The following is a 23,065-nucleotide window of genomic DNA, read 5'->3' as shown; positions in this document are numbered from 1 at the left end:
GCTTTCGTTACCTTACCCCTTGCCGGTTGCGCTCGCATGGCGCACCGGACAAGGGGTTTTACGTTTTAAGTTGTTAAAATCGTAAAACCCGCCTACCCATGCGTCATGGACACCAGTTTTCCGCTTGGCCGTTTCCTGCGTTTCATCGAACAAACCTTTCAGTTTCACTAATCTCTCCACGCCGGAAAACCGGGTAAACCCCGGAAGAAATCAATGTCATGGTTGGGCCAGAGCTGGGCGTCTTCCGTTCGTGCCAGCGCTTTCAGTTTACGAATGCTGGCAAGAGCCAGCGCTTCGTTATCTTGCCAGCAGAATCCCGGAGCAATCTCCTCGACCAGATTCTCGCTCAGGTCGGCTGCATCACCACAAAGAATGACCGGTCCGTGCCTCGGCAATTCAATAAATAGCGACATATGACCAGCCGTATGACCCGGACTGGCGATCGTCTGTACACCCGGCGCCACGGCATATTCACCCGTTTTTATCCGCCACTGATCCGCGTTGGCCAGTTCATCCGCAAACACAGCGCCATCCAGGCCGGTACGCGCCGCAGCCAATTCATCGCCCTGGATATGCACGTCGCAGCCCGGCAAATCGCAAAGCCCGCCCGCGTGATCAAAATGCAAATGGCCGATAAACACGAGGTCGATATCGGATGCCGTGAGTCCCAACTGAGCAAGGTAGCTTGGAATGCGTTGTCCTTCCTGCATTTTGGGCGGCTCCACTTGCGGACGCATGGGGTCGAAATACGTGGCACGCAGGGCTGGATCTGCCACCTTACGATAGTCGCATCCCACGTCGTAGAGGATGCGTCCGTGGGATGTCTCAATCAGATAGGCGAGGATCGGCGCGTCGATGAACTCACCATGGCCGCAGTTGCGCGTCGAGATGGTTTTCTCATAGCGAATCGAGCCTGTGAGCAGTGGCCAGACCTTCAGGGCGCGAGGCATGATGAAACTCCTGGAGAAAGTAGTGCGGACTAATGCAAACTCTGGCACAAATACGTTAATCTTCGATACGCTATCGCAAAGCTCTCCGACCTGCAAAACAGTACTCACGAGGGTACTCATGAATATACTACGCCAGTTGAAAGAACACGGGCAGTCTGTCTGGCTTGATCACACCGATCGTCACCTTATCCGCAGCGGTGAATTGAAAGAAATGGTGGATAAAGGAGAAATATGTGGCGTGACCACCAATCCCGCCATCCTTGCAAAAGCGGTTGGTTCTGATGCCGGATATGCTGAGGATATACGCATCCTGTCCAGCCAGGGGCAAACGCCTGCGGCCGCGCTGGAGAAACTTGTCATCGCGGATATTCGCGCAACCGCCGATATTCTGCGCCCGATCCATGAAGCAACGTGCCGGCGCGACGGTTACGTCTCGCTGCAAATCGCGCCAGCCCTGGCCGACGATGCGGGGAAGACAATAGCCGAAACGCGGCGCTTATGGCGGGAAGTCGCCCGCGAAAATCTTTTGATCAAGATCCCGGCTACCGAAGCCGGATTCCCTGCCATTACACAGTTGACTGCCGATGGCATTAACGTCAACGTTACCCTGCTCTTTTCCCAAGCCCAATACGAACGCGCCGCTCAGGCTTATCTGGACGGATTGGAGCAACGCATTGCAGGCGGCGGAAACCCGGCCAACGTCACCGGCATAGCCAGCTTCTTCGTCAGCCGCATCGATACCACGGTCGATGCCATCATCACCTCTCATCTGAATCAGTGCGGCTGGATCAAGATATATGACGCCCTGGAACGGGAATCGCTCAGAAACCTGCTGGGAAAGGTGGGCATCGCCAACGCCAAAGTCGCTAACGAGCGCTATCAAGCTATTTTTTCCGGTCCCCGCTGGGACGTCCTAGCTGCGCAGGGAGCACGGAAGCAGCGGCTTCTCTGGGCCAGTACCGGCATAAAAAATCCCGCTTACCGGGACGTAAAGTACATCGAGGAACTGATCGGTCCCGACACCATAACCACAATTGGTCCCGCGACCCTGGCAGCCTTCCGCGAGCGCGGAAGAGTGCGTGATACCTTGCAGGAAAACATGGCAAACGCAGCTATCCAGCTTAGCACGCTCAAAACGCTGCGCATTTCACTCGACGATATCGCCGGCAAATTGTTATCCGAGGGAGTCAAACAATTTAACGCCGCGCACGAAAAACTCCTCAGTTCGATTCAACAGCCTCTTCCGTAACGTCTGACGGGTGGTGCATTTTCTGATAGAGAAAATGTGCTGAAAGATTCATCGCGAAAGGCACGAGCAGGATAACCACGAGCAGCGCCAACAACACCGTGCTGGCGCTGACCCCGCTTTCACCTTGCATGACCTTCCTGAAAATCCACACGCCCAGGCAAACGAGACCAACCAGGAGTGTCAGGCCACTGATTACAAAACCGGTATCCACATTGTTTCCCTAATTCGATCCGAGAATATTACCGCAATCAGTTTATATTCTACAAAATCATCAGGGTGACCAAACAGCTGGATCGACGTGGTCAACGGAGTGAGCGGTAGCGTTGTGCGCAATTACTCTAAAGAACGACTGCAGTATTCAAAAATTGAAATTCATTCCAGACGTAACAGTTTGAGTATGACGATAGGACCGGACGTAATGCAAATACTCCCCGTAAACCGGGCATTCCGGGCTTATTTAATTGACCGGGGGACCTCAAACAATTAGTATATGCACCTCTTCCAATTCCCCGATAGCTCAGTCGGTAGAGCGACGGACTGTTAATCCGCAGGTCCCAGGTTCGAGCCCTGGTCGGGGAGCCAATAACAGCAAGCCTTTCAGCGATTTCTAAGTAAAAATTCTGCTCCGCAAAATAGGGTTTGCTCCGCAATTATTCTCATTATTCAGTTGTACGAAAAAACCGTACGACTGTAATTCGGTGTAATTCCACCATTTTAAAACCATCGATTTCGAGGGAATTGGGATCATGTTGGTGACGTCAACGAAATGATCCGATATGGGAATTCCCATATCGCTACTCCACTGCCTGCTGATCCCTGACCCACCCTTGCAACCCAATTAGTTGCTCTGTGTTGGCAAGACAGATTTCGGTTTCCCGCTCTTTCTGGCGCTCAACGTCTGTGAGTGTAACTCCTGAGGGGCTTTCATCAATTCCGCGGGAGGCGTCGGGAACTGTCCCTTGATTGGCGCTATTCCACAGGCCGACAAAGTAATTAGGAATGACGCAGCCAGAATCAGTGCGTAGGGTGACTTCATATGGAACCTCTCTGTCTCGATAAACAATACGATCTCTGAAAACTGTCCTGATCTTCTCCTGCACGATTACCGCTTGCGTTCCAGCGTCGGCAGTTACTTCATCCTGGGCCTGATCGATCCTGATCTCTTCTTTCTGAGCCGTGATGGTCTCAGCCTTGTGAGATGCGCTATCCCACTTGACGCCAGCATACATTCCTATGCCAAATGAGACTACGGCGATAATCCCGAAAATAGCGAAAATTGGCATGGTTACCTTACCCTATCCGGCTGTATTTAAATCGATTGTAGGGCTTTATAATCGCCCGATTTTTAGGCAATTGGAGCGCCATTACTGACGCCCCTTTCTTTGCTTTAGCCTGCTGTCGCAGCGGCCTTTTTCGCGGCTCCGGCTTTGCCCAGATTCAGCAATCCGCCTACCAGGCCGACGACTTCGCCTTCCACCGCCAGGGTGGTTTCGTCATCCATGTCAAAACAACGGACGCGAAGATCAGCTTTGACTTTCGCGTTCTCGCTGTCGTCTGCTTTCAGTTCACTTGTGATTACGATTTGAGCCATCTTTACTTCTCCTTTAGGTTGCCATTTGTGTAAGTAACCCTCACGGTCGGCGGGTTGCGGGCAAGACGCCCCATTTGCTACATCAAACCGGAAATACCTGATACAGCCAAACCTTTTTCGGCGCGCATCCGTTTTTGTAGCGCCACCAGTAAACCTCGACATATCCGCGCATCCGGCAAAACTCGGCGATCGCTTTCCGGTCAGCGGTCGTCGGGCCGCGCCTTCCACCCCATGCCTTGATCTCGCATTCGTATTCGTCAACCTCGGCCACCACGCAGGCAGAAAGGACGTCCCCGGGGATCTGGCTCGCGTCAACGTGGAAGCGGAACAGGAAGGACTTTTGTCCCTCTGGCAAGACTTCCACGGTTGTCGCTCCATTGCGCCAGCAGAAGGTAACTGCATGGCTCATGCCTCGCCCCTGCACAACTTGCTTTCCTCCGCCCGCCGTTTCACCAGCCCAGGCAATACTTTCCTACCCGGCCCATACTTGAATGCATTGATGCGCTCGCAGGCTTCCGAATATTTCCCGGCATTGATCAGGTCAATCAGATTAGGCGGTTTGCCGGGCTTTGCCTTGCGGCAGAAGGCCGCAACCCCAATGTTATAAACCAGGCTCACATATGCTTCATATTCGTGCTGGTATAGCGGCACAGTGACGCACTTTTTCACTCCGGCGGCATAGACGCCCTCGACTTCATCGAGCAGTCTTACAAGCGCACGTGGAGGAGTAATGCGGTCGCCCATACGAACGCCATCGGTGCTACCAAAACCGATAGTAGGAACATCACCCACAACAGGAATGTATGCCTCATCTTTATAGCCCTCGTGTACGGCGATCCCGACAAGCGTCGACGCCGCCAGAACCATGACAGCAACCGCGGACCGGGCTTGCCGGATTTGTGTTGGAGATGGCTTGATCACTCGATCACCTCCACAGGAGCGTCCCTCATCGACCGTATTAGCTCTATCGCGCGCTCAGCGCCTTCACGTTCGTTGTACAGTTGCCGCGGATCGATCTTTTCATTATTCGCGGCGACGATTGCGAAGCGCCATTGCCCCGCGTACCGCCCCACTTTCAATTGCTTCAGAACGAATTTCATTTCACGGCCTCCGTAGTCTTAAGCCGCAGGAGCCAGTTGATAGCGTTATTCGCCGCGCATACCAGGAGCAGCGCGACATACACCCAGCCGGGTACAAATTCTTTCAAGAAGCCGGTGAAGAATTCCAGCCCGGCGAGCCCGGTAGATAAAGCGCCAAGCAGACCATTAAACCAGAGCGTCTTACTCTTCCGCTTCTGCTTCAATGTCCGCGCTCCAGCATGCGATCGATTCGCGTATGCGCCTCGACCAGAGATTTTTCGGCGTGTTCAATGCGTTGATGGATGCTGCGTATGTCGGCGCGTATCCCGCCGTAAATCGCAGCTGCCACAATTAACTGTCCGGCAACCCACATCACGACATTCGCATCCACGATTAATAGGCTGCCAGCAGGACAATCAGCGCAATAGCGATCAGGGCGACCCCGCCCAGAATCAGGCCGGTATAGCGCGACTCTTTTACCTTCTGCAGCTGCTCGTCGGCCTTGTCATCCAAAACATCATTGAATTTCTCGGCCTCGGTTTTCACTTTTTCCCACACGGCTCTCGGCATTTCGATCTCCTAAAGTAAAAAGGCCGCAGATGCGGCCCCTATTGCGAAAAATGATAAGTCCAGCGTTCCGACCCTTCGCCAATCCCAATCATGTTGATTCAATTCGCGCATGAACGCGCCGAGCATGACGAGAAGCGCAGCTTCCCACCACGGCAGAGGCCACATGAAAGCGCACATAAAAGCGAACGCAACAGTGAAATGCGCTGTCTGGTCGATGATTTCTTTGTTCACGTTGTCCGCCTGATGGTCGCGGCTTCGAGTGCGGAATGACCGGTTACCTCAAGGTAAGACGATGTGCTGTCGCCAATCACCACGCCTTTGCTGTAACGGACGCGCGTTATCGGCGAGAGCGGACCGTAGTATTTGTAAAATCCCGTCTTGAAGAACGGCCCGGCCGTATCGTTATATGTATTCGGCGCGCCGGTCTCGCTGTAGACCAGCCGGCGATCCTTATAGAGATGAAAGAATCCGTTGGAGCTCGCGGCCCAATTGACGTGCAATACCCACTCGATCCACACCATTTTGACTAAAGGCCACGAACCATGAACGGTTAAGTTCGGTGCGACGAGCGTTGTAGTGGCAGCGGTATCATAGGTGCGCAGGAATTTAATCCGCTGTCCCTGCACGTACATTGCAAATTGCGGGTAATGCCCCGAGTCTGCGACATCGTCATAAGCATGCCCCTGCGCAATGATGTCCTTCGTGCCGCTCAGAAGGCTACTCTCTGCATTGGCGGGTCCGGGTATCTCATCCACCCAATCCGCAGGGAATAAATCCCACCAGGCATACCATAGCTCGCCGAAATCAGGACCGCCGGACACGATATCCTTTTGAAACGGGCGCATTTCCGTGCGCGCTAGTGTGGAGGAAATTGCAGTGAGTTTCGCGACAGGATCGGTCCCAACCGGATCGGTCACGATCTCGTATTGCCCAAGCACCCCGCCGGCATAGGGCGGCTGGTCGTCACCTGACGGCGATAACTCTATGCGGTTGTAAGCGCTGAAATCAGGCGTCGTGGTGAAACGCCCATCGAAAAGAAGCGTCATAAGTCGCTAGCCGATAGGCGGTGATAGCGCGTCGCAGCGATCCGCCGCATCAGCGTGTCAATATTCGAAGGTAGCGAACCAGTCCAAGCGAGCACGTGATAATCGCAGAATCCGGCCGCGTGCGAGTTGGTGGAGTTCACCCCGCCGAGCCGCAGGTCAGTCGTGAAATTCAAAGCTGCTACGGTCGAAAGACTCAGCGAACCGATATTCAGATCCCGCTCGCCATCGATCCACACCGTTGCCCTACCCGTCGGGCCTTCAAGCGCCAGGGCAATGTGATGCTCGGTTGTTATTGAGCAGGCCTCGGCGGCTGACGTGGCGCTGATTACCGTGCCGGCATGCGCGACCTGCAAGTTAAGTTTGCTGGTATCCGCCGAGCCGATGTTAAAGCGCGGGCCGTGGCTCGCACCGCTGACGCCATTCCCGAAGAATGATCGCCCGGCGACGAGCGTGCCGAACTTCGCACGGAAAAAGCAAAGGAATGTATCGGTTGGCCAGACGAATTGCGCGGATAGAGCCGCCACCGGCAGACGACCAACGGAACCATCCACGCTGCCGCTTGAAATCGTGCTCATGTAAGGGAATGTCGCGAACACTTGCGTATCGAAGATGTCGCCGTAAAGCAGGTCATTCCCCTGCCCGCTCCAGTCCTTCACGAACGCCGGATAAATGGTAACGTCACCGGTCCCCTGTGATGTGATATCCACTATGCCAGTTCCGGCGAGGGCTGCCGCTTCCGTCAGGTGCAGAGTTAACCGGTCGGCAGTTGGCTTTCCGGCATAGTAGACGATGGTGGACGAAAGCCCGGCGGGAAAGGTGGCAGTAGCCCTGACTTTTACAGGTGTTCCAGCCACTGCCCAGGCCGACGATGTGAATCCGGTGATCCAGTTATTTGTCGTGTCGATGGCAGCCGTGCCGACCTGAGTGAGAAAATCCCAAGTGGTTGGCGATAGCCACATCGACATCGGCCAATAACCGATGTACTTGGCGCTCGGTACCGCATCGGCCGAGCCTGACGACACGATCAGGTTTGAAACGCGCTCATTGATCATACCGGCACTTTCCCGCCAATCGCTATTTTGCTGGCGCCCGTTTCGGCCGTGTGAGACTTGATATCAACCCGGTAACAGGGCGTCTCCGCGCTGAATTGGAACGTGCGGCGCTCGTCGAGGAACACCGTTTCCCGGCTGGTTGCCACCCCTAGCTTGGTGGCCGCGTCGGCTGTGTCCAGCGCATCGAACACGACATAGATAGCCTTCCCCGCAGCGCTGCCCATATCGAAATAGGCAAGCGTCAGGGAGAGTAGACCAGACGCGAATGTTTTGGATGCCGGTGTTGTGGACTGGTTGTCGATCTCGTCGGACGTGCCGATGCCTTCGACTTCAGCCCGAATGACGACTGGATAACCGCTCATATGACCTCCGCTGTGCAAGTACCGGTGAGCGTGACGCGGATTTCTATTGCGTCAGCGCCCAGGTATGGATATTCGATTTGATTTGTGGCTGCCGCGGCTGTATAGATGTACAGGCCTGCTGTGATCGTCCCTGCCGTATTACGCGCATCGACTGTGCAAGTGCCTGTGCCTTTCAGGAGCAATCGGAAAAGGGATGGAACCTGTTTCCACTCCCCGGTGGGCAGCGTGCGCAGTATGTTTACTGCGTCCAGGTTCGCGTCGTACTCTTCAAGAGTGAGCGCTGACCCCTTGGTTATGCGTTTCGTCACCGCGCCCATTATTTGCGTGTCGCCCGTAGGGCCGCCTGAGCCGCTTTGTGTTCTTCAATTCTTGCTGTATCGCCCTCGGTAATTGCGCGAATTATCTTGAGGTCTGCCGCATCTAACTGAGCATCCACAATTGCATTGAACTCGGCATTTGAAAGAACCGGCGCTCTCAACGCGTCAGCCTTTGCCTTGGTTATGGGCGTTAGCTCAGGCCGTATAAATTTGTCTTGCGAGCCGTCGGATTCGAACTCATAGACGTTATTTTGCGCATCTTTGAAATATTTCATACTCACCTCAGTTCAGTCCAGCCGACTATTGATCCGGTCCCCGCGTTAACCGTGGCCTTATAGGTTTCTCCAGCAGGGACCACCCATGCAACGGCTGAGCCACCTGCTCCGCTAATCGATGATCCTTGGACAACCACTCCTGAACCGAGAGTCAACTGGGCTGTATGGCCAGCAGTCGAGGACAGTTGCACGTTTACTAAAATCGGCCTGCCCGTTGAATTGGTGTAGACGGTGTTATAAGCACGGCTGGCGACTAATTGCTGACTTGTTTGCCCGATGCCAATAACCGTGGCGCCCAAGTTATCTGGCGTGACCACTCGGGCTGCGTCCGTCCCTGCCTGCGCTTCGGCATCCGTGGCGAGTTCCGCCACCCCAGTCGCCGAGGTGGTGGCGGCTTGTTTTATCGCCGTGAAAGCCGCCGCTGCGGTGGCGGCACCGGTCCCGCCTTGAGTGATCGGAGCAATCCTGTCAAGAGCGACAAGCTGCCAACCGTCGAGCGTGCCGCTGACAGAGGCGATAGGCCACGCCATCAATACATCATTCGCCGCCGTGGTGACGCTTGCTCCACCTGGGCAGCGCAGAGTCGTCGCGTTGTGCGTGATCGTCACTATTCCTGCGAACCGAAGCTGAATCGGCCCTCGGTAGGTCGCCCCCAGCGATGTTATGGGCCCGGTCGTGCCGGTGATCCTGAGCTTTGTCGATAACTGAGCGCCAATGTCGAGCGTTGCGGCAGACGCCAGATCGAGTTCAGACTTCTGGAAAAATTCATTGATGGCAGTCCATAACCTGGAAAAACCGAGCCGCGCTGTGGCGTTGCTCGGCAATGGGTAGGTATCGGATACCTCTGTTACTGCTGGCAGTAGTGACATTTAATAGCCCTGAATAAAGAGATCGGCTGTTGCGCCTGAAACTGCGATGTGTGATGCGTTGTAAGCCTTGATCGTTGGCGCTAGTGGAGATGTCTTATCAATCTCGACCGTCACCGCGCCCGAGCCGTTAGCCTGTAGCTGGGCGTTTACAGTTTTGATGCTGGTGAAATCTTTCGTGTAAGGGATGGCCGTCCCGCTAGAACTGATGGCAAGGTCTGCAATGCTCTCGACAATATCCGGCGCATCAATCGTCACCGTCAGGCCCGAAATCTTGCCCTGCGCGTCCCCCGAGCCGACGGTGATCCGGAACTGGTAATCGGCATTCTTCGCGCTAATCTGCCCTGGCCAAGGCAGATACACCGCCGTGCCTGTCCCGTAGAAAGAACCGGTGGAAGAAAACTCCGCCAGATCGACGGCAACGAAACTATCCGGGCTTGCCGGGTTGAAGTTCGCTACATCAACCGCATAAAACGAGTCCGGGTTATTTGCATCGAAGCCTGTCGATGTAATAGCGTCGAACGCCTCCGGTCCCGGGACATAGAAGCCGTCACTGTCAGCGCCATAAAACGATTCGCTGTCCGGTCCGTAGAACGATCCTTCGCCTGAAATCCGATACTCGACAACGACATCCACGCCCTCTGTGACAAGGGCAAGCGTCATTTTCGATCCGGTCAGCACGGATGCGACCGTCATTAGCTCCGTTTCGTAGACCATCTTTCCAAAGCCAGCGGCTGGCTTATAGAAAGAGTTGGCATCCAGGCCAAAGAACGACTGCGCATCGTCTCCATAGAATGAATCGGCAGCGTTCGCAATGACGACGCCATCGGATACGGTGCAGTTATCCAGCGTGCCGGGGAATGTCGGCCCGAACTCGTTTGTCGCTAAAACGTTGGCAACGGGCGCATCACCAAGATTGGCGAACACCGTGGCAACGTTGACCGACTCGTTGCCGCTCGTATCAACTGCTTTCCCCATGATCGTCACGGAGCCGTAGGGCAGCGCGATCAGGTTAAAGGGCGAGTCGGTTACTATGCCGCTGTGAAGCGCAACAGCGGTTCCCCAATCCAGATTTGTACCGAAGTGGTAGCGGAAAACGTACCCGGCCAGATCAAGATCAGTGACTTCCGTCCATGTCAGGATCGCGCCGTCGATGGATAAATCCGTGATATCTGCCGGCGGCTCGCTCTTGCCGAGTACTTCGTGTAAATCCGCATAAACCCAATCGGATTTAACGTTGAAGTACGGATTGACCGTACGCGCTCGCACCACATACCAGACTGCATCTTCCACCGGAGACAGGTAAGCCTCGGTTTCGTCGCCAGTGACTGTCGTTTTACGCCATGCTGTTTCCGAGTCGCGCTTCCACTCGATCTCGATTAAGCCGGACGCCAGCGCAGTCGTGCCGAGGGTGACATGGATCCGCGAAACAACCGTGCCGTCTTGCTGAATCAGCAGCGCGTCAGTGCCTGAATCGCAGGTGACGAAACTCAGCGGAGCCGAGACGAACGGATCGGGTAGATCGGAATTCGGCGTATCGTCAATTGTGACGGTATCGGCCAGGTCCCAGATGCTTGCCGCGTCCTCTTTCATCGTCAGCTCGATTGACGAATCCGGAGAATATTTCTTGTCGGTTACGCGATAGACCTTGAGCGTCTGACCGAAGAAAGCGCCTGTAAATGTAACCCGATCACCTACGTGAATATCCCATGCTTTATACGAGAACTGTGCTTTAAAGGTGAAACCGTTACGTTGGTCTTCTACCTCTATCCGAGCGAGGTTATGCACCCGCTGCGCAGTGTCGGTGAAAGGGTAATTTATGTCAGCGTACTTGTCCTTTCCATCCGAAGCGAGATACGTCGCATTTTGGTAAGGCGGATAGTCCGTGGCGACGTAGAGATTCTCTGCCGTTACATTCTGCCCACGCACCCCGTTCATCAAATCCGCATGAGAAATTCCAGGGGTAACGGCTAAAGAGCCCACAATATCTTGTTGCGTCAGCGCTACTGTTGGTGCGACATACTTGCCGGCAAATATCTCCCATGTGGTAGAGGTGATGCCGCCCGCCATCGAATCAGCCATTGCTTCCAGCACATTGGCTTGATCCTGATCAGCCGTGACCGTGCCGTTGCACGTGTACAGGTTGCCGAATGATTGCGATTCCTCGCAGACGTTCGCCGCGGTGATAAAGTGTGCCGCCGGCAGATCGTCCGCATCGACTCCGCAGAAATCCGACGTCAAATAATCGTAAATGACCAGCGCCGGGTTATCGCTCCATGCGGTCAGGCCGGTGCGCAGGTCATACAGTTTCTTGCCGCGCAGCAATACTTCGACACCCGGCAGCCCGCCTTGGAATGCCGCTTGCCGCAGATCGAGCCGAACAACCGTGTAGCAGAATCCGCGTAGCACCGCGGTCGACGCCCATTTCGCCGGGACTTCAGCCAGCAGCGAAGCGTCCGCCGTATCATCCGCCGTACCGAGATGCCTCTTCACCCTGACTTGCGACGTGTTTTTCTGGTACTGGTAGGTGACCCGGTAATCGATAACCTGCACGCCAACTATCGCCGGGTTTGCCGGGGGCCGTACGGAAACCGTACCGGTCACGGTAATCGTATTTCCTGACCGCGTGTAGGCTGCCTCTCTATGTTCTATCCAGGAGACGCCGGGCCTTAACAAATCCGTGAAGCGTGCCTGGGCGATAACCTTGACCGCGCTGCTCGGCGCATGCGCCAGAGTGAACGGGGATGTAGCGAAGGTCTCGGTTTTATTCTCCGTGGTGGTGGAGTAATACTCCCCGCTGGTGACAAAGCCATCCGCATCCAGCGTGCCAAGCGCCTTGCCCTCGATGTAGATTTCCTCGATTGCATCGCACTCATGCGCGGCATGGATGCAAACAAGGTGTTTAAATTCTTCGTTCTCTCCGCTTGAAAACACGGCGACGACTGCCGATCCTACGCGAGACCGGCCATAAACAAGAACGTGCGGCGCTTCAGTCGCGATGCGTGTGAGCGTGCGCTCTTGCAGCGAGTTGAGAAAATCTTCACGCGCGCGGGCTGCCTGACGTTTCGCTTTCTTGGCAGCTGCTTTTTGCTGGACCGCACCAAATACCGTCGTGCCGATTGTTAGGGCAATGGAGGCAATAGTGGCAACCGTCGACGCAATTGCCGCCTGCGCGGCTGTTAACCCTATCGCAACGAATAATGCGGGGGGCATCGCGTACACCGGCCATGGCAGCAGCAGTAACGCTAACAGCGCCAGGCGCATTCGGCTCTCGTTCTGTCTGCGTACTCCAATCCATTGAGACCGACAGAGACCACATGTCGGCCACTAAACAAGCTGGCGGTGCCGTCGATAATCGTCACGTCGCCGTCTTGAGCCATGTTTGGATTGATGCGTTTTAAGTTTTCGTTGAACAAAAAAAAGAGACCGCCGAGGTCTCTAAGTTTTCTTGCTGCTTGTTTAGCCGTTCGCCACGGCCTATGCTCCGTCAGGTAATCATGCCCTGTTTTAATTTCAATCCATCCCGCTGCAAACGTGCAGCAGTCATTGTCGCCCCACTTGAATTTCTTGGTGAGATGCGAGGTTATGTATTCGTGCAGCGTCATTTACTCTTTTGTAGCCCTTGTCTTTCATGCAAGCGAGCATCTTCTTCTCAAACAGATACAGAAACACATCATTTAATGTGGTGCCCACTTCTTCTTTTGCGTCAGCCCATGACGCATTATGGCAATGAGACTTATCCGCTCTGTATTCTTTGGGAATATCTCCGTCGCGCGTGAAGTTGTAGCCCCATGGGGTATGAGCACATCCCACCAGCACCGCCACCATAAGCACCGCAATCAACCTCATCATTCGCTCCTGTTGAATAACAGGATTAAATTATAACGAGTCGCTCAATTAATACTACGTTGAAATTTCTTTGAAAGCCACACGACCGGGTTTGCAATGATGTCCGTCAGGTAATCGAAACCAGTATCAGTCGGATACTTCTTTTTCTGTTGCGCCGCGTTCAGTCTCAATGCTGGCTGGCGCTTTAATCCGTAGGCCGAGGTCTCGCACTTCAGGCTAATCTGCCCTTCCTGTCCCTCGATGCCAATCGCCATCAGATCCATGATGCCGCGCCAGCATAGCTGCGGCGTGCCGACCATGAAAAACGATTCGTCAAGTGGGCAGAAATACAACTTTGCAGGCAAGCCCCGGTATTCCTCCACATCGCCCACAGCCAGCGCAAGATATGACGGCTGGGCGACATTCAGCGTAAATGTCAGTGACTTCGATTCAACGCCGTCTGATTCCTCAATCGGGCTGATGCCCCCTACCGAGCCTTGGCCGATCCAGTCATGACCGCCCCAGGTGATGGTCTGATTTGCCGAACAGATGTACTGTGTGCCGCTAAGAAGCTGTAGTTCCACAAAGTATACAGTGCGCGTCACCGGCTTCTCAAGCTCGGCCTGCTGCGATGCGGATAAAACGCTCACGTGCGCCAATCCTCGATCAGGTCAAGCACAAAACCATCCACCACCGCGCCGTAATTATTCCATCCGAATCTGCTATCAACGCGCCTGAATAGTGCTTTAGGCTGATCCCATGTAACTGATTCACCGGCCAGGAAAGCGTTGCGCAATGGCGGCTCAACCGTGACTGAGATGATGCCCGAACCGTCGCTAGTCGCATCCTCGACCACCATTACGACTTGCTGGGTCAAGAGGCTGCCTATGCCGAGATAATCGCCCTGCAGGAGCGTTTTGGACGCCTGTCCACTGGCGATAATGGATAGTGTCGTCGCGCCTTGTGCCGCAGCGGAATTCAGCGTCATTGTGCCGCGCATCGTGCCGAGCGGGATAGGCCTAGCCAAATCCCACATAGCAAGCTGATTTGTCTTGCCGCGCAACTGCATACCGAGTGCCTTGAACGGGCCGCCGTTTGATTCCAGACGAGGCGTGCCTTCCAGCGTGACAGCCCACAATGGCCCCGCCGCTTCTACCGCTTGAGAGCCGAACGCGGAACGGAACTCAATATCGTTCCTCACTTGCGCCCAAGTGCATCGGGCTACCTTCAAGGAAGATGAAAACGTGATGACGCTCATATCCTGCCTTGACGCTCAAGCAGGGAGATTAACTCTGCCTGACCTTGCTTATTCACTCTCTGCATGTCCTGCATTACCGATGCCCGGTCTGCCCTGCTATCAATGTGCGTGACCGGCGCATAAGTAACGTGAACTCCCCTGCCGCCGCCGCTCAGAATATCCTTCGTCTGATTGGCATTGAATATGCGTGATGGGCCGGTTGCTTCCAATTCAGGGCCCTGCTCGCCTACCAATCGCAAGCCGCCCATGAAGTCGCCACCAGAGGCGAATTTGGGCCAGAGGAATTGGCCGAAGTTGGACGAGCCGAGTTTTGTGCCGGATTTGCCGCCGCCGAAAAGAGACCCGAGGATGTTTAAACCGCCTTTTAACAATCCACCTTTTCCGTTTGCACCGAATACCGAGTCCGTAACTTTGGAAGCCAAACCGGCGGACACCATACGAAAAAGCAAATCCGTCCACAGGTCAAATATCCCGTCGAAATTTCCTTTCATGCCGTTATACAACCCTTGGCCAAGCGTGCTTTGCACATTCGTCTGAAAGCCGATAGCTGCTGCACTCATCTTGCCGAACTCATCCTTGACCACGCCCGTTGTCTTGCCGATACTTTTTTCCACAGCAAGATTGAAAGTGCGCTGATCGATCACGCCCTTGCTGAGCAGCTCCCGGTAACGCGCCAACTCCGCATTCATCTTCGCCAGCGGATCAACGGACAATTTCAGGCTCTGCCCTTCCCTGTTGAGCGCATCGAGCGCGTCCTGAGAGTCCTTTGCGGCCTTTTCCCTGTCCTTGTGGAATTTGCTGAATATCTCCAGTTCGGATTCCATTTCGTGCTGGAGTAACTTTTGCCGCTCGTCGGCAGCGGCTTTCGCGGCTTTCTCGGCTGCTTTTGCAGCACCACTGTTTACGCCACCGCCAAGCATGCTGCGCAGCCTTTTTGCTGCCGCTTCATCGACTACGGGCGGCTTGATCGCGAGCTTCTTGGGATTGAGTACTTGTTGCTCAAAGGCATCAAGCTCTTTGCGCGCGCGGTCAGCGTCGGCCCTCACAGCCTCGCTGATTGCTACAAAACCTTTTAAATCTCCTCGCCCGAGAGCCGCGAGTTGTCGCCCAATACCGGTTATTTCGTTGTAAACAGTTTTAAAGACGAAGGCGACGTTTGCGCCAAGGACAACGATGGTTTCCAGAGCGATCCGTCCCGCCTCGCCGATGAAATTAGCCGCTTTGCCGCTTGCGCCGGTCAGTTTGTCCAGTTCTCCAATGGTCAGGAGTAGTTTATTGCTCAGATCGGTTAAGGATGCGCCGATGGTATTCGGCAAGGTCTCGGCCTCTTTCAGCAATTGCGGCAGTTGAGAGCCGAGGGCTTCAACGAGTATGTCCCGGGTGATCTTTCCTTCCTGCGCGAGGTTACGCAGCTGCCCGATAGGAACGCCCAGCGCGTCGGCAAGTGCCTTCATTGCTCTTGGCGCCGCCTCGTTGACCGCGTTGAATTCTTCGCCACGCAATACACCAGAGCCGATAGCCTGGGAAAATTGCAGCATGGCAGACGCGGACTCAGCGGCATTCGCTCCGGACAGTCGCAAGGCAAGCGCGAGGGCTTGCGTGGTACTGGCGACCTGCGCTTGCGTGCCGCCTACGTCCAGCAATGACTGCGAGATGCGGGTGTAAAGTATTGCCGTCGATTCGAGTGGACTTTTGGAGCTTTCCGCGATGCGCTTTATATTCTCGTTTGCCTGCGCGAATTCCTCCGCGCCACGCGTAGCGAGTTTCAGCCGGGCCTGGATGTTCTGGAACGAATCGGCCATCGCGCCCAACTCACGTACGCCCAGCGCCGCAGTGAGTCCGCCGAATACATTTCGGATGTTTCCGCCGAGCCGAGCAAAAGACTGGTCAATGTTCCGAGAGGTTCGCTCCGCGTTCGTCTGGAACCTATTTAAATCGTTCGTGACCTTATCGACGGACGAAGTAAATCTGGCTACGTTCGCATTGAAATCAACGGTAACGCCGCGTCCTGCCATTTATAACCCCAATTTACGCGCCAGCAGATCAGCCGAGGCTGTCGCTGTACGCACGATTAAATCTACCGCTGCCGAGCGCTTCTGAACGAATGCGCGGTCTATGAATTTCTTGCCGGGAACGAGCCTTTTCCCTGCTCGCCAGCCATCCTCTTGGAATGGTGCATAGAACGCGCCGTTTTTACCCTTTCGGACGGAGATATAGACGCCGATCAGATCCTGCGAGGCACGGCCTCTGTGGATCTTCGATCTGGAAACGCGGATGCCGCGCCTAAGTTTTCCGGTCTTAACCGGAGCGTTGATCTGGGCCTGCTTTCTTACGAGGTTAGCGCCCTGACGCAACGCGCCGAGAACAACGCGATCCCCGAGCTGTTGCGAGTATGAATACAGCGCTCTCTGCGTCTCCCGTAACCCAGTTACCCTGATCGTTTCGGCCATTCGAAGTCCCTGATTGCGACAAGTTGAATCAGCAAAATTTCTATGTCTGTAACACCGTGAATCCCGCAGAGAACAGGCAGCGCGTCGTAGTCAATCTTCTTGCCCATCATGATCCAAATGATCTTTGCTGCCGCCAGCTCTAGCGGGACTCCGACTTGTAGCGTTTCGCCCGGCGGGACAGGAACCGTTAATTCGTCCAGCCAGGCTGCTATTTTTTTTTCGCTTCCTCGACCTTTGATTGATGCTCAGCAGATTGATCGTTTATCGCTTTGGCAAGTTTCTCCCAATGATCCTGGTGATCCTTGAGCCACCACGAGTAAATCTCTTTTTCGAAAGGAACTGGAGTCGCATCCCCGCCTGGGTAGAAATCTTGCTCCGTAAAGCCATCCCAGGATTCGGAGCAGTGCAGTATCAAGGAAATAAGCGTCTTCCCTATTTCCGGGGTCTCTACGAACTCGCCCAGCAGAGGCCTACGAACAGAAATATATTTACCGGGCGCGACTTCTACGCGCGTCTGTATGGACTGTCTGAACTTCTGAATTAGAGGATTCATTTAGGGTTTACCGTACGTTGGCGCGCCTTCCATCGACACCGCAGCTTGCGTCGTGGTCAGACCTTGGTTGTCGCCACCAGGCATACCTGAATAGCCTACGGTCCCGTAGAAAACGGCGTACTGACCGCCGGGCCATTTGATCTTGAAGGCGCGGGCCTCGCGCTGCTCAAATGCTTCACGCATCGCAATTTGTGCGGCTGCGGACGGGTCCCATTTCATCGTCATGTTGTAGCTCATGGCGGTAGCGCCGACGACAGTCTCTTTGTCGACCAAGTCTGACACTTCGGTCGAATCGACCTTTTTGATCTCGCCGCCGGAAGGCGTAAAGCCTGTGACGCCAGAGAGCGTAGTTCCGAATGTGATGAGCTTAACCGTGCCAGTAGAGAACACACCCCAATCTGTCGTGTCGATTCCGTTAGAACCGGTAGTCGTATCCTTGAATTGGAACGTGTTTACGTCCTTGTTCACGATCTCAAAAATCCGCATGTTTGCTTCCACCATGCCCTGATATTCCGCGAGCACGAAAGCGCCGTCTGAAAGGCCATGAGCGGTTGCGGTATGTATGCCCGGCGCGTCATTGGTTACGCCGGTGACCGTGATTGCTGCAGCTATTGCGCTTTGGAGCGCCAGTACGAGACCAGAATTTGTAAATGCCATAATTAATTGCTCCTAAATGAATGTTTCCGGTGAACCTTCTTCTGTTGAATAGGTGACACGCCATGACGTGACGACCTCGCCGTGATCTATGCCGCCCTCGAAATCCTCTATCACTACATCTATGTCTGTGTTGACCAACTCGAAAGACTCAATCTGTTGAACCTCATCTCTTAATGCTGATTGCGTGAGTTTTGTTTCGATCTCGGCTGCGCATTCATCCATCCGATCCTCAACAGTGTATGTATCGCCGGTACCGGGCAGTTTGAGTAACCCCTTCACTATCACCGTCAATTCCCGCCTGTAATCACAAGGATCGTTGACCGTGGATTGGGTTGGTTCCGACACAGCAAAGACCATGAGGTAGGGCCAGACTTGCCGAGTAGACGGAACGCGAGACTTGTGCACCAACTGCCAGGCAATAGGCTGCCGCGAGAGGATGGTTGCGACCGCCTCTCTGATAGTTTGACGAGCGTGCATTTATAGAAAGTCGAGTCTGAAGCCGTCCAGCATGTCGCGGACTGCGTAAGGTATTCTTGAAATGGTTATGCCGCCCTCATTCTGCGGCTGGTGATTCATCCAGTGTCCAACCAGCAAAATGATTGCCTCTTTGATGAGCGCCGGGACAAGTAAAGCTGTTGCGCCATAGCCAGCGGTAAACTGAATCCGAACGGCGTTTCTCTCCGCGCGCGTAGAAGGCCAGGAAACGCCATAGGCTGCGCGAACGTGCGGAATGAACGTGTACGTGTCCAGAACGTAATCAGATGAACCGAGCGCCGTTTCCGTGCCGTCGCTGTCGATGTATTTCACACTGATAATGGTCAAGGCAGATGGCAATGCATGCTCATCCAAGAAACAATCCCAGCGGATTTCTCTGGTCTGCGTGATAAATGCACGGCCGGTATAACTTTCCGCCCATGAGCGAGCCTCGACAATTCGGCGGGAAATTAGCGCATCGCTGACCGTATCGGTGTCCAGTATGCCGATCTGCTGCTTGACCTCTGCCAAGCTGACCGGCTCGATTGCTGGCTCGGCGATAATCTTCATAGATCGTCCCGAACCGTAACAGTGATCAAATGCACGTTCTTCAGAATGAAACCACCCGCATCGGTGATCTTGACCTCGAAGGCCATGGCTGGCGGATAAAGCTCGCCGGCCAGGAATTTATAGCTGCAAGTCCCAGCGGCAGCCGAGACGATCGTCATTGTCTTGTCAGCAATAGTCCCGGCGGCTTCCTGCCAGCGCAGTTTTATAGTGCAGCCAGTCAGATCAATGGCCGCTCCAGCATCATCAGCACAGGTGAGGAGCAGAGTCGAGCCGGTATCGCCTGAGACGAAATCTGCCATATCGAACCTAGTTAAATTTGACTGAGACGGATTTGCTGCGCTGGAACTTTGTGCTGCGTGCTACTGTTCTGCGGAATATTGCCGTTACCTCCACCGTGGAGAGAATCGGCGAACCGGCGAGACTTATTTCCGCTCCAGAAGATATATTGCCCTGCGTGCTACTCGCCGCCGCCAGAATATGTATCTGAACGATTGCAGATGCTGCCGCTACGTTATCCTGAACGCTTGGCGCATGAACCAAGACGTGCGCCTGAGTTATCCCAGCCGCGCTTGCAACATTGCCTTGTGTCGATGCTGCTGCCGTGAGATTAACCGCAACGCCTAGCGTTACCGCTCCCGTTCCAGCAAGATTCGACTGAGTCGACGCGGGACCGGTTAGAGCATGAGCTTGTGTGATGGCTGCTGTGCTGCTCGCATCGGCTTGAGTTGAGTTCGCGCCGGTTAAGTTATGTTCTGTGGCTAATACCCCACCATCCTGATCCACAACTTCTAACGATTTAAACCAGTTCTGCCCAATTTCCCCGAAGTACGTCTCCGTGCTGCCTGCCATCGATGGCATTTCGACGTTAATAAATACTTTAGCTGACAGGACTTCGCTGCCGAACCACAGGTCCGTGTTGTCGGTGTCGGTTAGAGACAGAGTAGGAGCGTGTCCCCATATCGTCTCACCAGCAGTCAAGATCGCCTGTATTGCCGGCCTGCGTGTTGCCGGGTCGTAATCCAGCGGTCTGAGCCATGTCAGGAAGTTATTGGTCGCGTATACGTCTCCGTGGAAAGAAAAGAACGCATCGCACGATCCGCTAACGTCATTGCTAATCACATGCTTGAGTGTCTGTATTTCCTCTAACGATGATGTGCTGGAAAGGATTGACCAGTTACGGTTCGGGTCATTTGTGTTTCTTGGAGTCGTTCTAGAGCAGCCACCCTCTATGCCGTTTGGGTTGACGTTAAAATATAAATATACATCCCAGTTCGCGCGGAGATTCGCCGCCGAGGTGTCGGCACTCGTTATCAGCCATTTGACAGCTTCAGAAAATGCCCACCATGACTGCGCCTCACCCGCCGCATGGATACCGTACATCGCAACCATCTTGCGCTTGCGCTGCCCATCCGTCGTGCTACCGCCGAAATCGAGTTTAATGGCGTAGCGCGGATGACCGCCGACCGCCTGACCCAGATCGCCATTCTCGACTGTCGAATTGGCATACACACCGCCGGTGTAGGCTGGGTCTGCGGGAGCCGCGATAGCTGCATTGTCCACCAGCAGCCACTGAGCCAGAGCCTCCGCTTCTTCCTGCCTTCCATATACATTATGCGCGATATAACTGCGCCCCGCCGGTAACGCGGCAGCAAATTGGAAGTCGAACGTGCCGCTCGTGCCACCTACAAGCGTAGGTGTGTCGGACTGCGTCCATGTGACAAAATCTGTCGTCTGAACCCCACGCCACTGCGCCAAGTCGTATGTGGTCGACGCGTCCCGATACTGCCGGCTTATCTTGAATACCGGCTTGCGGCCTTCCGCGTTTTCAATTGCTGATGTGAAGTGCCTCCAGTGCCCACTTGTGGCAGCGTTTGGGGCATACCTGCGCTGGTAAAATATCTCCGGCGCGTGGCCCATCGGGTCAACAATCGTGACCGCGGCTTCGTCGAAAGAGCCGTTGTCGATATGGCAAAATACTTGGACGTTCGTAGCGTCAGAGGAATCTGATACTCCGAATATGAGCTTGCTGTGCTCCGTGCTGGTATCAAAAAGATACACTTATGCACCTATATCAACGACGGGCACGCGCCCTGCGAAATGCAGATCATCAGCAGGAGTCGCTCCTGCCTTATACAGCGACAAATACCCGTAATCTCCGACCGACAACGATGTGACGCTATCTATGTCGAGTTCGATAACGCCTGAGCCATCCAGGGATGCCGTATCGGTCTTGAGCAGCGGAGCCCCTGCCGCCGTTGCGGAGTCCCAAAAGCGAGCAGTAATAGCAGTTACTGACACGACCGGCTCCAACGATGCGCGGCTATTAAGCGTTATCTGTATCCCTTTGGTGGACACGATAGCCGCCGCTATGTCGATGCTGAATGTATTTGAATCGGCTGTGCTTGTGGCTGTATCTGTGCCGCGTATGACAATGCCGGCCTGTGTTTCCACGCCTGTTGGAGTGCCGGATATGACGCTGCCAGATAACGACAATCCTGCTGGTAGAGTGCCTGCTTGCAGTGAATAGCTGAATGGCGTCTCACTACCTGAGAAATACGAGCTTACATCGAGGCTGAAAACTGAATCTACATTGCCATTTTGTGTTGCTATCGTGCCGGAAAATGCAATCGTCGTAGAGCCTGTGGTATACGGTAGCGGGTCTGTGCCATCCGTTCCGAAACCTGTTCCGACTCGGGTGAGAACGTGCCCACTACTACCTGTGATGGTCGCCGCGTTCGCGGCCATATCCCACAGCTCGACAATGTTGGCGCTAAAATCGTCCACCAGAACCTTGGTGCCGTTCGCCAATGCAACCAGATCAGCGTCTGACAGGCCAGTACTCAGCAGCGCGACCCAGGATATATGGCCTTGCGCCATCCTAGTGGAGCTCAGGTCAGAGCGGCATCCGATGTATAGATTGCCGCCGTCACAGACGCCAGATTCTGACCTGGCTACCGACTGATTGTGCGTAAAAGTTGAGAGGCTAATCTCTCCCGTACGTACTGACCCGGAAATCCTTCTGCCGTAGCACAAAGCAAACTGCCCAGTGGTCATCGATACTGACGTCTGGACATTCGGACCATTCATCGAATAACCGAGCGAGCTTGTTGAGCTGGCTACAAAAAGGTTAACTGCGTTGGCCGAGTCAATGGGCCCATTGCTCAGAAAATACTTGGGGTTAGTTGAGCTGGCGGTATAAGGCGCCATCACCATGATCCACGTATGATCACCAGAGAGAGTGAAATCAGCGTGATCCGGGCAGGAAAAGTACCTCCCCGTATTGTTTGTTCCGAAATTTACTGACATTTAGGTAGGCTGTTCGGCAGTGTAGGTAAGTGCGGGAAAGTTAACGGTATTCCCGCTTGTTACTGACTGATCGCTTGTTTCGTCCGTGACCCACAGCACTTTACTGTTCAAGGTATCCACGAATGCAATGTGCAAATCATCAACGCCGTTGACCGAATTGCCAGAAGCTACGCCGCTCTTGATCGCGGAGGTCATCACGCGGGCGGCATTATCTGCGCCGGACAACGCAAAATCGCCTGTAGCTACGGCAACCTCACAGATATTGTTCGTGACATTCACCGTCGCATAGGCGTCTGCATCAGCGTAAGCCTTCAGCAGAATCATCTTGTTGCAGTTCACCTTGAAGTAGGTAAAACCGCCATCGAGGAAATCTGCGTGAGCGTATTTAGCCATTCTTTATTCCCTCGCAATAAGCGACCGCGTCAGGATGCGGGTCGACTTGGCCGACCAGCGCATTAAGTAAATCGTCATCAGCCTCGATAATCTGATTCGGCTGGTATGCCACGCCGTTCACTGACAGAGCCAGAAGAACGCGGGCTTTCTTGGTAGCTTTTGCTACCTTTTCACTCTTTATCTTTGCCATTTCTTCCCCTCAGGAAGCGGCCCCGAAGG

The 23,065-nt window shown here is 54.4% G+C and carries 35 protein-coding genes and 1 tRNA gene; 2 read left to right on the top strand and 34 right to left on the bottom strand.

Features of this window, described 5'->3' with window-relative positions:
• Nucleotides 1–12 precede the first annotated feature (12 nt).
• Nucleotides 13–168 (bottom strand): hypothetical protein, encoded by a 156-nt coding sequence (locus BLP45_RS14525; protein WP_176754628.1) that lies wholly within the window; start codon nt 166–168, stop codon nt 13–15.
• A complete protein-coding gene (locus tag BLP45_RS02035; RefSeq protein ID WP_256327629.1) occupies nt 168–1,058 on the bottom strand; it encodes an N-acyl homoserine lactonase family protein in 891 nt (296 codons plus the stop codon). Before BLP45_RS02035 ends, BLP45_RS14525 begins: the two co-directional genes overlap by 1 nt.
• Nucleotides 1,059–1,068: 10 nt before the next feature.
• Here BLP45_RS02035 and tal point away from each other — a divergent pair, with 10 nt between their 5' ends.
• Nucleotides 1,069–2,199, top strand: coding sequence for a transaldolase (gene tal, locus BLP45_RS02030; protein ID WP_090369424.1), 1,131 nt, complete (start codon nt 1,069–1,071; stop codon nt 2,197–2,199).
• Here tal and BLP45_RS02025 read toward each other — a convergent pair.
• On the bottom strand, nt 2,171–2,410 hold the full coding sequence (locus BLP45_RS02025) for a hypothetical protein (RefSeq protein WP_090369268.1): 240 nt from the start codon (nt 2,408–2,410) through the stop codon (nt 2,171–2,173). The two genes, tal and BLP45_RS02025, sit on opposite strands and share 29 nt — an antisense overlap.
• A gap of 295 nt (nt 2,411–2,705) precedes the next feature.
• Here BLP45_RS02025 and BLP45_RS02020 point away from each other — a divergent pair.
• Nucleotides 2,706–2,781 (top strand) — tRNA-Asn (locus BLP45_RS02020).
• Between the two features lie 212 nt (nt 2,782–2,993).
• Here the strand turns inward: BLP45_RS02020 and BLP45_RS02010 are convergent.
• The 31 genes from BLP45_RS02010 to BLP45_RS01875 form a co-directional block, all read right to left on the bottom strand.
• A complete protein-coding gene (locus BLP45_RS02010; protein ID WP_090369265.1) occupies nt 2,994–3,482 on the bottom strand; it encodes a hypothetical protein in 489 nt (162 codons plus the stop codon).
• A gap of 104 nt (nt 3,483–3,586) precedes the next feature.
• Nucleotides 3,587–3,790: a hypothetical protein gene (locus BLP45_RS02005; RefSeq protein WP_090369263.1), complete on the bottom strand. Its 204-nt coding sequence runs from the start codon at nt 3,788–3,790 to the stop codon at nt 3,587–3,589.
• 82 nt (nt 3,791–3,872) lie between these two features.
• Complete coding sequence (locus BLP45_RS02000; protein ID WP_090369261.1) at nt 3,873–4,199, bottom strand: hypothetical protein; 327 nt, start codon at nt 4,197–4,199, stop codon at nt 3,873–3,875.
• Nucleotides 4,196–4,711 (bottom strand): lysozyme, encoded by a 516-nt coding sequence (locus tag BLP45_RS01995; protein ID WP_256327628.1) that lies wholly within the window; start codon nt 4,709–4,711, stop codon nt 4,196–4,198. Before BLP45_RS01995 ends, BLP45_RS02000 begins: the two co-directional genes overlap by 4 nt.
• Entirely contained in the window at nt 4,708–4,890 is a 183-nt protein-coding gene (locus BLP45_RS01990) for a YegP family protein (RefSeq protein ID WP_090369260.1), read from the bottom strand. Before BLP45_RS01990 ends, BLP45_RS01995 begins: the two co-directional genes overlap by 4 nt.
• A complete protein-coding gene (locus BLP45_RS01985) occupies nt 4,887–5,093 on the bottom strand; it encodes a hypothetical protein (protein WP_090369258.1) in 207 nt (68 codons plus the stop codon). The genes BLP45_RS01990 and BLP45_RS01985 overlap by 4 nt, the downstream gene beginning before the upstream one ends.
• On the bottom strand, nt 5,090–5,260 hold the full coding sequence (locus BLP45_RS14520) for a hypothetical protein (protein WP_176754627.1): 171 nt from the start codon (nt 5,258–5,260) through the stop codon (nt 5,090–5,092). Before BLP45_RS14520 ends, BLP45_RS01985 begins: the two co-directional genes overlap by 4 nt.
• 2 nt (nt 5,261–5,262) lie before the next feature.
• The gene (locus BLP45_RS14515; RefSeq protein ID WP_176754626.1) at nt 5,263–5,439 is read right to left on the bottom strand and encodes a hypothetical protein; all 177 of its coding nucleotides are present in this window, start codon (nt 5,437–5,439) and stop codon (nt 5,263–5,265) included.
• 9 nt (nt 5,440–5,448) lie between these two features.
• Nucleotides 5,449–5,670 (bottom strand): hypothetical protein, encoded by a 222-nt coding sequence (locus BLP45_RS01980; protein ID WP_090369256.1) that lies wholly within the window; start codon nt 5,668–5,670, stop codon nt 5,449–5,451.
• Nucleotides 5,667–6,485 (bottom strand): heparin lyase I family protein, encoded by an 819-nt coding sequence (locus BLP45_RS01975; RefSeq protein ID WP_090369254.1) that lies wholly within the window; start codon nt 6,483–6,485, stop codon nt 5,667–5,669. Before BLP45_RS01975 ends, BLP45_RS01980 begins: the two co-directional genes overlap by 4 nt.
• Nucleotides 6,482–7,507 (bottom strand): hypothetical protein, encoded by a 1,026-nt coding sequence (locus BLP45_RS01970; protein WP_143002371.1) that lies wholly within the window; start codon nt 7,505–7,507, stop codon nt 6,482–6,484. The genes BLP45_RS01975 and BLP45_RS01970 overlap by 4 nt, the downstream gene beginning before the upstream one ends.
• Before the next feature lie 26 nt (nt 7,508–7,533).
• On the bottom strand, nt 7,534–7,899 hold the full coding sequence (locus BLP45_RS01965; RefSeq protein WP_090369249.1) for a hypothetical protein: 366 nt from the start codon (nt 7,897–7,899) through the stop codon (nt 7,534–7,536).
• Complete coding sequence (locus BLP45_RS01960) at nt 7,896–8,207, bottom strand: hypothetical protein (protein WP_143002370.1); 312 nt, start codon at nt 8,205–8,207, stop codon at nt 7,896–7,898. Before BLP45_RS01960 ends, BLP45_RS01965 begins: the two co-directional genes overlap by 4 nt.
• Before the next feature lie 8 nt (nt 8,208–8,215).
• The gene (locus BLP45_RS01955) at nt 8,216–8,491 is read right to left on the bottom strand and encodes a hypothetical protein (RefSeq protein ID WP_090369246.1); all 276 of its coding nucleotides are present in this window, start codon (nt 8,489–8,491) and stop codon (nt 8,216–8,218) included.
• A 2-nt stretch (nt 8,492–8,493) separates the two neighbouring features.
• Nucleotides 8,494–9,360, bottom strand: coding sequence for a hypothetical protein (locus tag BLP45_RS01950; RefSeq protein WP_090369244.1), 867 nt, complete (start codon nt 9,358–9,360; stop codon nt 8,494–8,496).
• A complete protein-coding gene (locus BLP45_RS01945; RefSeq protein ID WP_090369242.1) occupies nt 9,361–12,621 on the bottom strand; it encodes a phage tail protein in 3,261 nt (1,086 codons plus the stop codon).
• Complete coding sequence (locus BLP45_RS14275; protein WP_143002369.1) at nt 12,603–12,962, bottom strand: DUF6950 family protein; 360 nt, start codon at nt 12,960–12,962, stop codon at nt 12,603–12,605. The genes BLP45_RS01945 and BLP45_RS14275 overlap by 19 nt, the downstream gene beginning before the upstream one ends.
• Complete coding sequence (locus BLP45_RS01940) at nt 12,901–13,209, bottom strand: hypothetical protein (RefSeq protein WP_143002368.1); 309 nt, start codon at nt 13,207–13,209, stop codon at nt 12,901–12,903. The genes BLP45_RS14275 and BLP45_RS01940 overlap by 62 nt, the downstream gene beginning before the upstream one ends.
• A 41-nt stretch (nt 13,210–13,250) precedes the next feature.
• Nucleotides 13,251–13,835: a hypothetical protein gene (locus BLP45_RS01935; protein WP_090369239.1), complete on the bottom strand. Its 585-nt coding sequence runs from the start codon at nt 13,833–13,835 to the stop codon at nt 13,251–13,253.
• Complete coding sequence (locus BLP45_RS01930) at nt 13,832–14,443, bottom strand: hypothetical protein (protein ID WP_090369237.1); 612 nt, start codon at nt 14,441–14,443, stop codon at nt 13,832–13,834. Before BLP45_RS01930 ends, BLP45_RS01935 begins: the two co-directional genes overlap by 4 nt.
• Nucleotides 14,440–16,458 (bottom strand): tape measure protein, encoded by a 2,019-nt coding sequence (locus BLP45_RS01925; protein ID WP_090369235.1) that lies wholly within the window; start codon nt 16,456–16,458, stop codon nt 14,440–14,442. Before BLP45_RS01925 ends, BLP45_RS01930 begins: the two co-directional genes overlap by 4 nt.
• Entirely contained in the window at nt 16,459–16,893 is a 435-nt protein-coding gene (locus tag BLP45_RS01920) for an HK97-gp10 family putative phage morphogenesis protein (protein ID WP_090369234.1), read from the bottom strand.
• 208 nt (nt 16,894–17,101) lie between these two features.
• Complete coding sequence (locus BLP45_RS01915; protein WP_090369232.1) at nt 17,102–17,446, bottom strand: hypothetical protein; 345 nt, start codon at nt 17,444–17,446, stop codon at nt 17,102–17,104.
• Nucleotides 17,447–18,103 carry a phage tail tube protein gene (locus BLP45_RS01910; RefSeq protein ID WP_090369230.1) on the bottom strand — a complete coding sequence of 219 codons (657 nt, stop codon included), beginning with the start codon at nt 18,101–18,103 and terminating at the stop codon, nt 17,447–17,449.
• Between the two features lie 12 nt (nt 18,104–18,115).
• The gene (locus BLP45_RS01905; RefSeq protein ID WP_090369228.1) at nt 18,116–18,580 is read right to left on the bottom strand and encodes a hypothetical protein; all 465 of its coding nucleotides are present in this window, start codon (nt 18,578–18,580) and stop codon (nt 18,116–18,118) included.
• Nucleotides 18,581–19,147: a head-tail connector protein gene (locus BLP45_RS01900; protein WP_090369226.1), complete on the bottom strand. Its 567-nt coding sequence runs from the start codon at nt 19,145–19,147 to the stop codon at nt 18,581–18,583.
• Nucleotides 19,144–19,446, bottom strand: coding sequence for a hypothetical protein (locus tag BLP45_RS01895; protein ID WP_090369224.1), 303 nt, complete (start codon nt 19,444–19,446; stop codon nt 19,144–19,146). Before BLP45_RS01895 ends, BLP45_RS01900 begins: the two co-directional genes overlap by 4 nt.
• Before the next feature lie 7 nt (nt 19,447–19,453).
• A complete protein-coding gene (locus tag BLP45_RS01890) occupies nt 19,454–21,205 on the bottom strand; it encodes a M14 family metallopeptidase (RefSeq protein ID WP_090369223.1) in 1,752 nt (583 codons plus the stop codon).
• Entirely contained in the window at nt 21,206–22,024 is an 819-nt protein-coding gene (locus tag BLP45_RS01885; protein WP_090369220.1) for a putative Ig domain-containing protein, read from the bottom strand. It lies immediately after the preceding gene.
• A 429-nt stretch (nt 22,025–22,453) separates the two neighbouring features.
• Nucleotides 22,454–22,846, bottom strand: coding sequence for a hypothetical protein (locus tag BLP45_RS01880; RefSeq protein ID WP_090369218.1), 393 nt, complete (start codon nt 22,844–22,846; stop codon nt 22,454–22,456).
• Nucleotides 22,839–23,036 (bottom strand): hypothetical protein, encoded by a 198-nt coding sequence (locus BLP45_RS01875; protein WP_090369216.1) that lies wholly within the window; start codon nt 23,034–23,036, stop codon nt 22,839–22,841. Before BLP45_RS01875 ends, BLP45_RS01880 begins: the two co-directional genes overlap by 8 nt.
• Between the last annotated feature and the right edge of the window lie 29 nt (nt 23,037–23,065).

The sequence above is a fragment of the Nitrosospira sp. Nl5 genome, assembly GCF_900102495.1.
Lineage (GTDB): Bacteria > Pseudomonadota > Gammaproteobacteria > Burkholderiales > Nitrosomonadaceae > Nitrosospira.
This window is presented reverse-complemented; position numbering and strand designations above follow the sequence as displayed.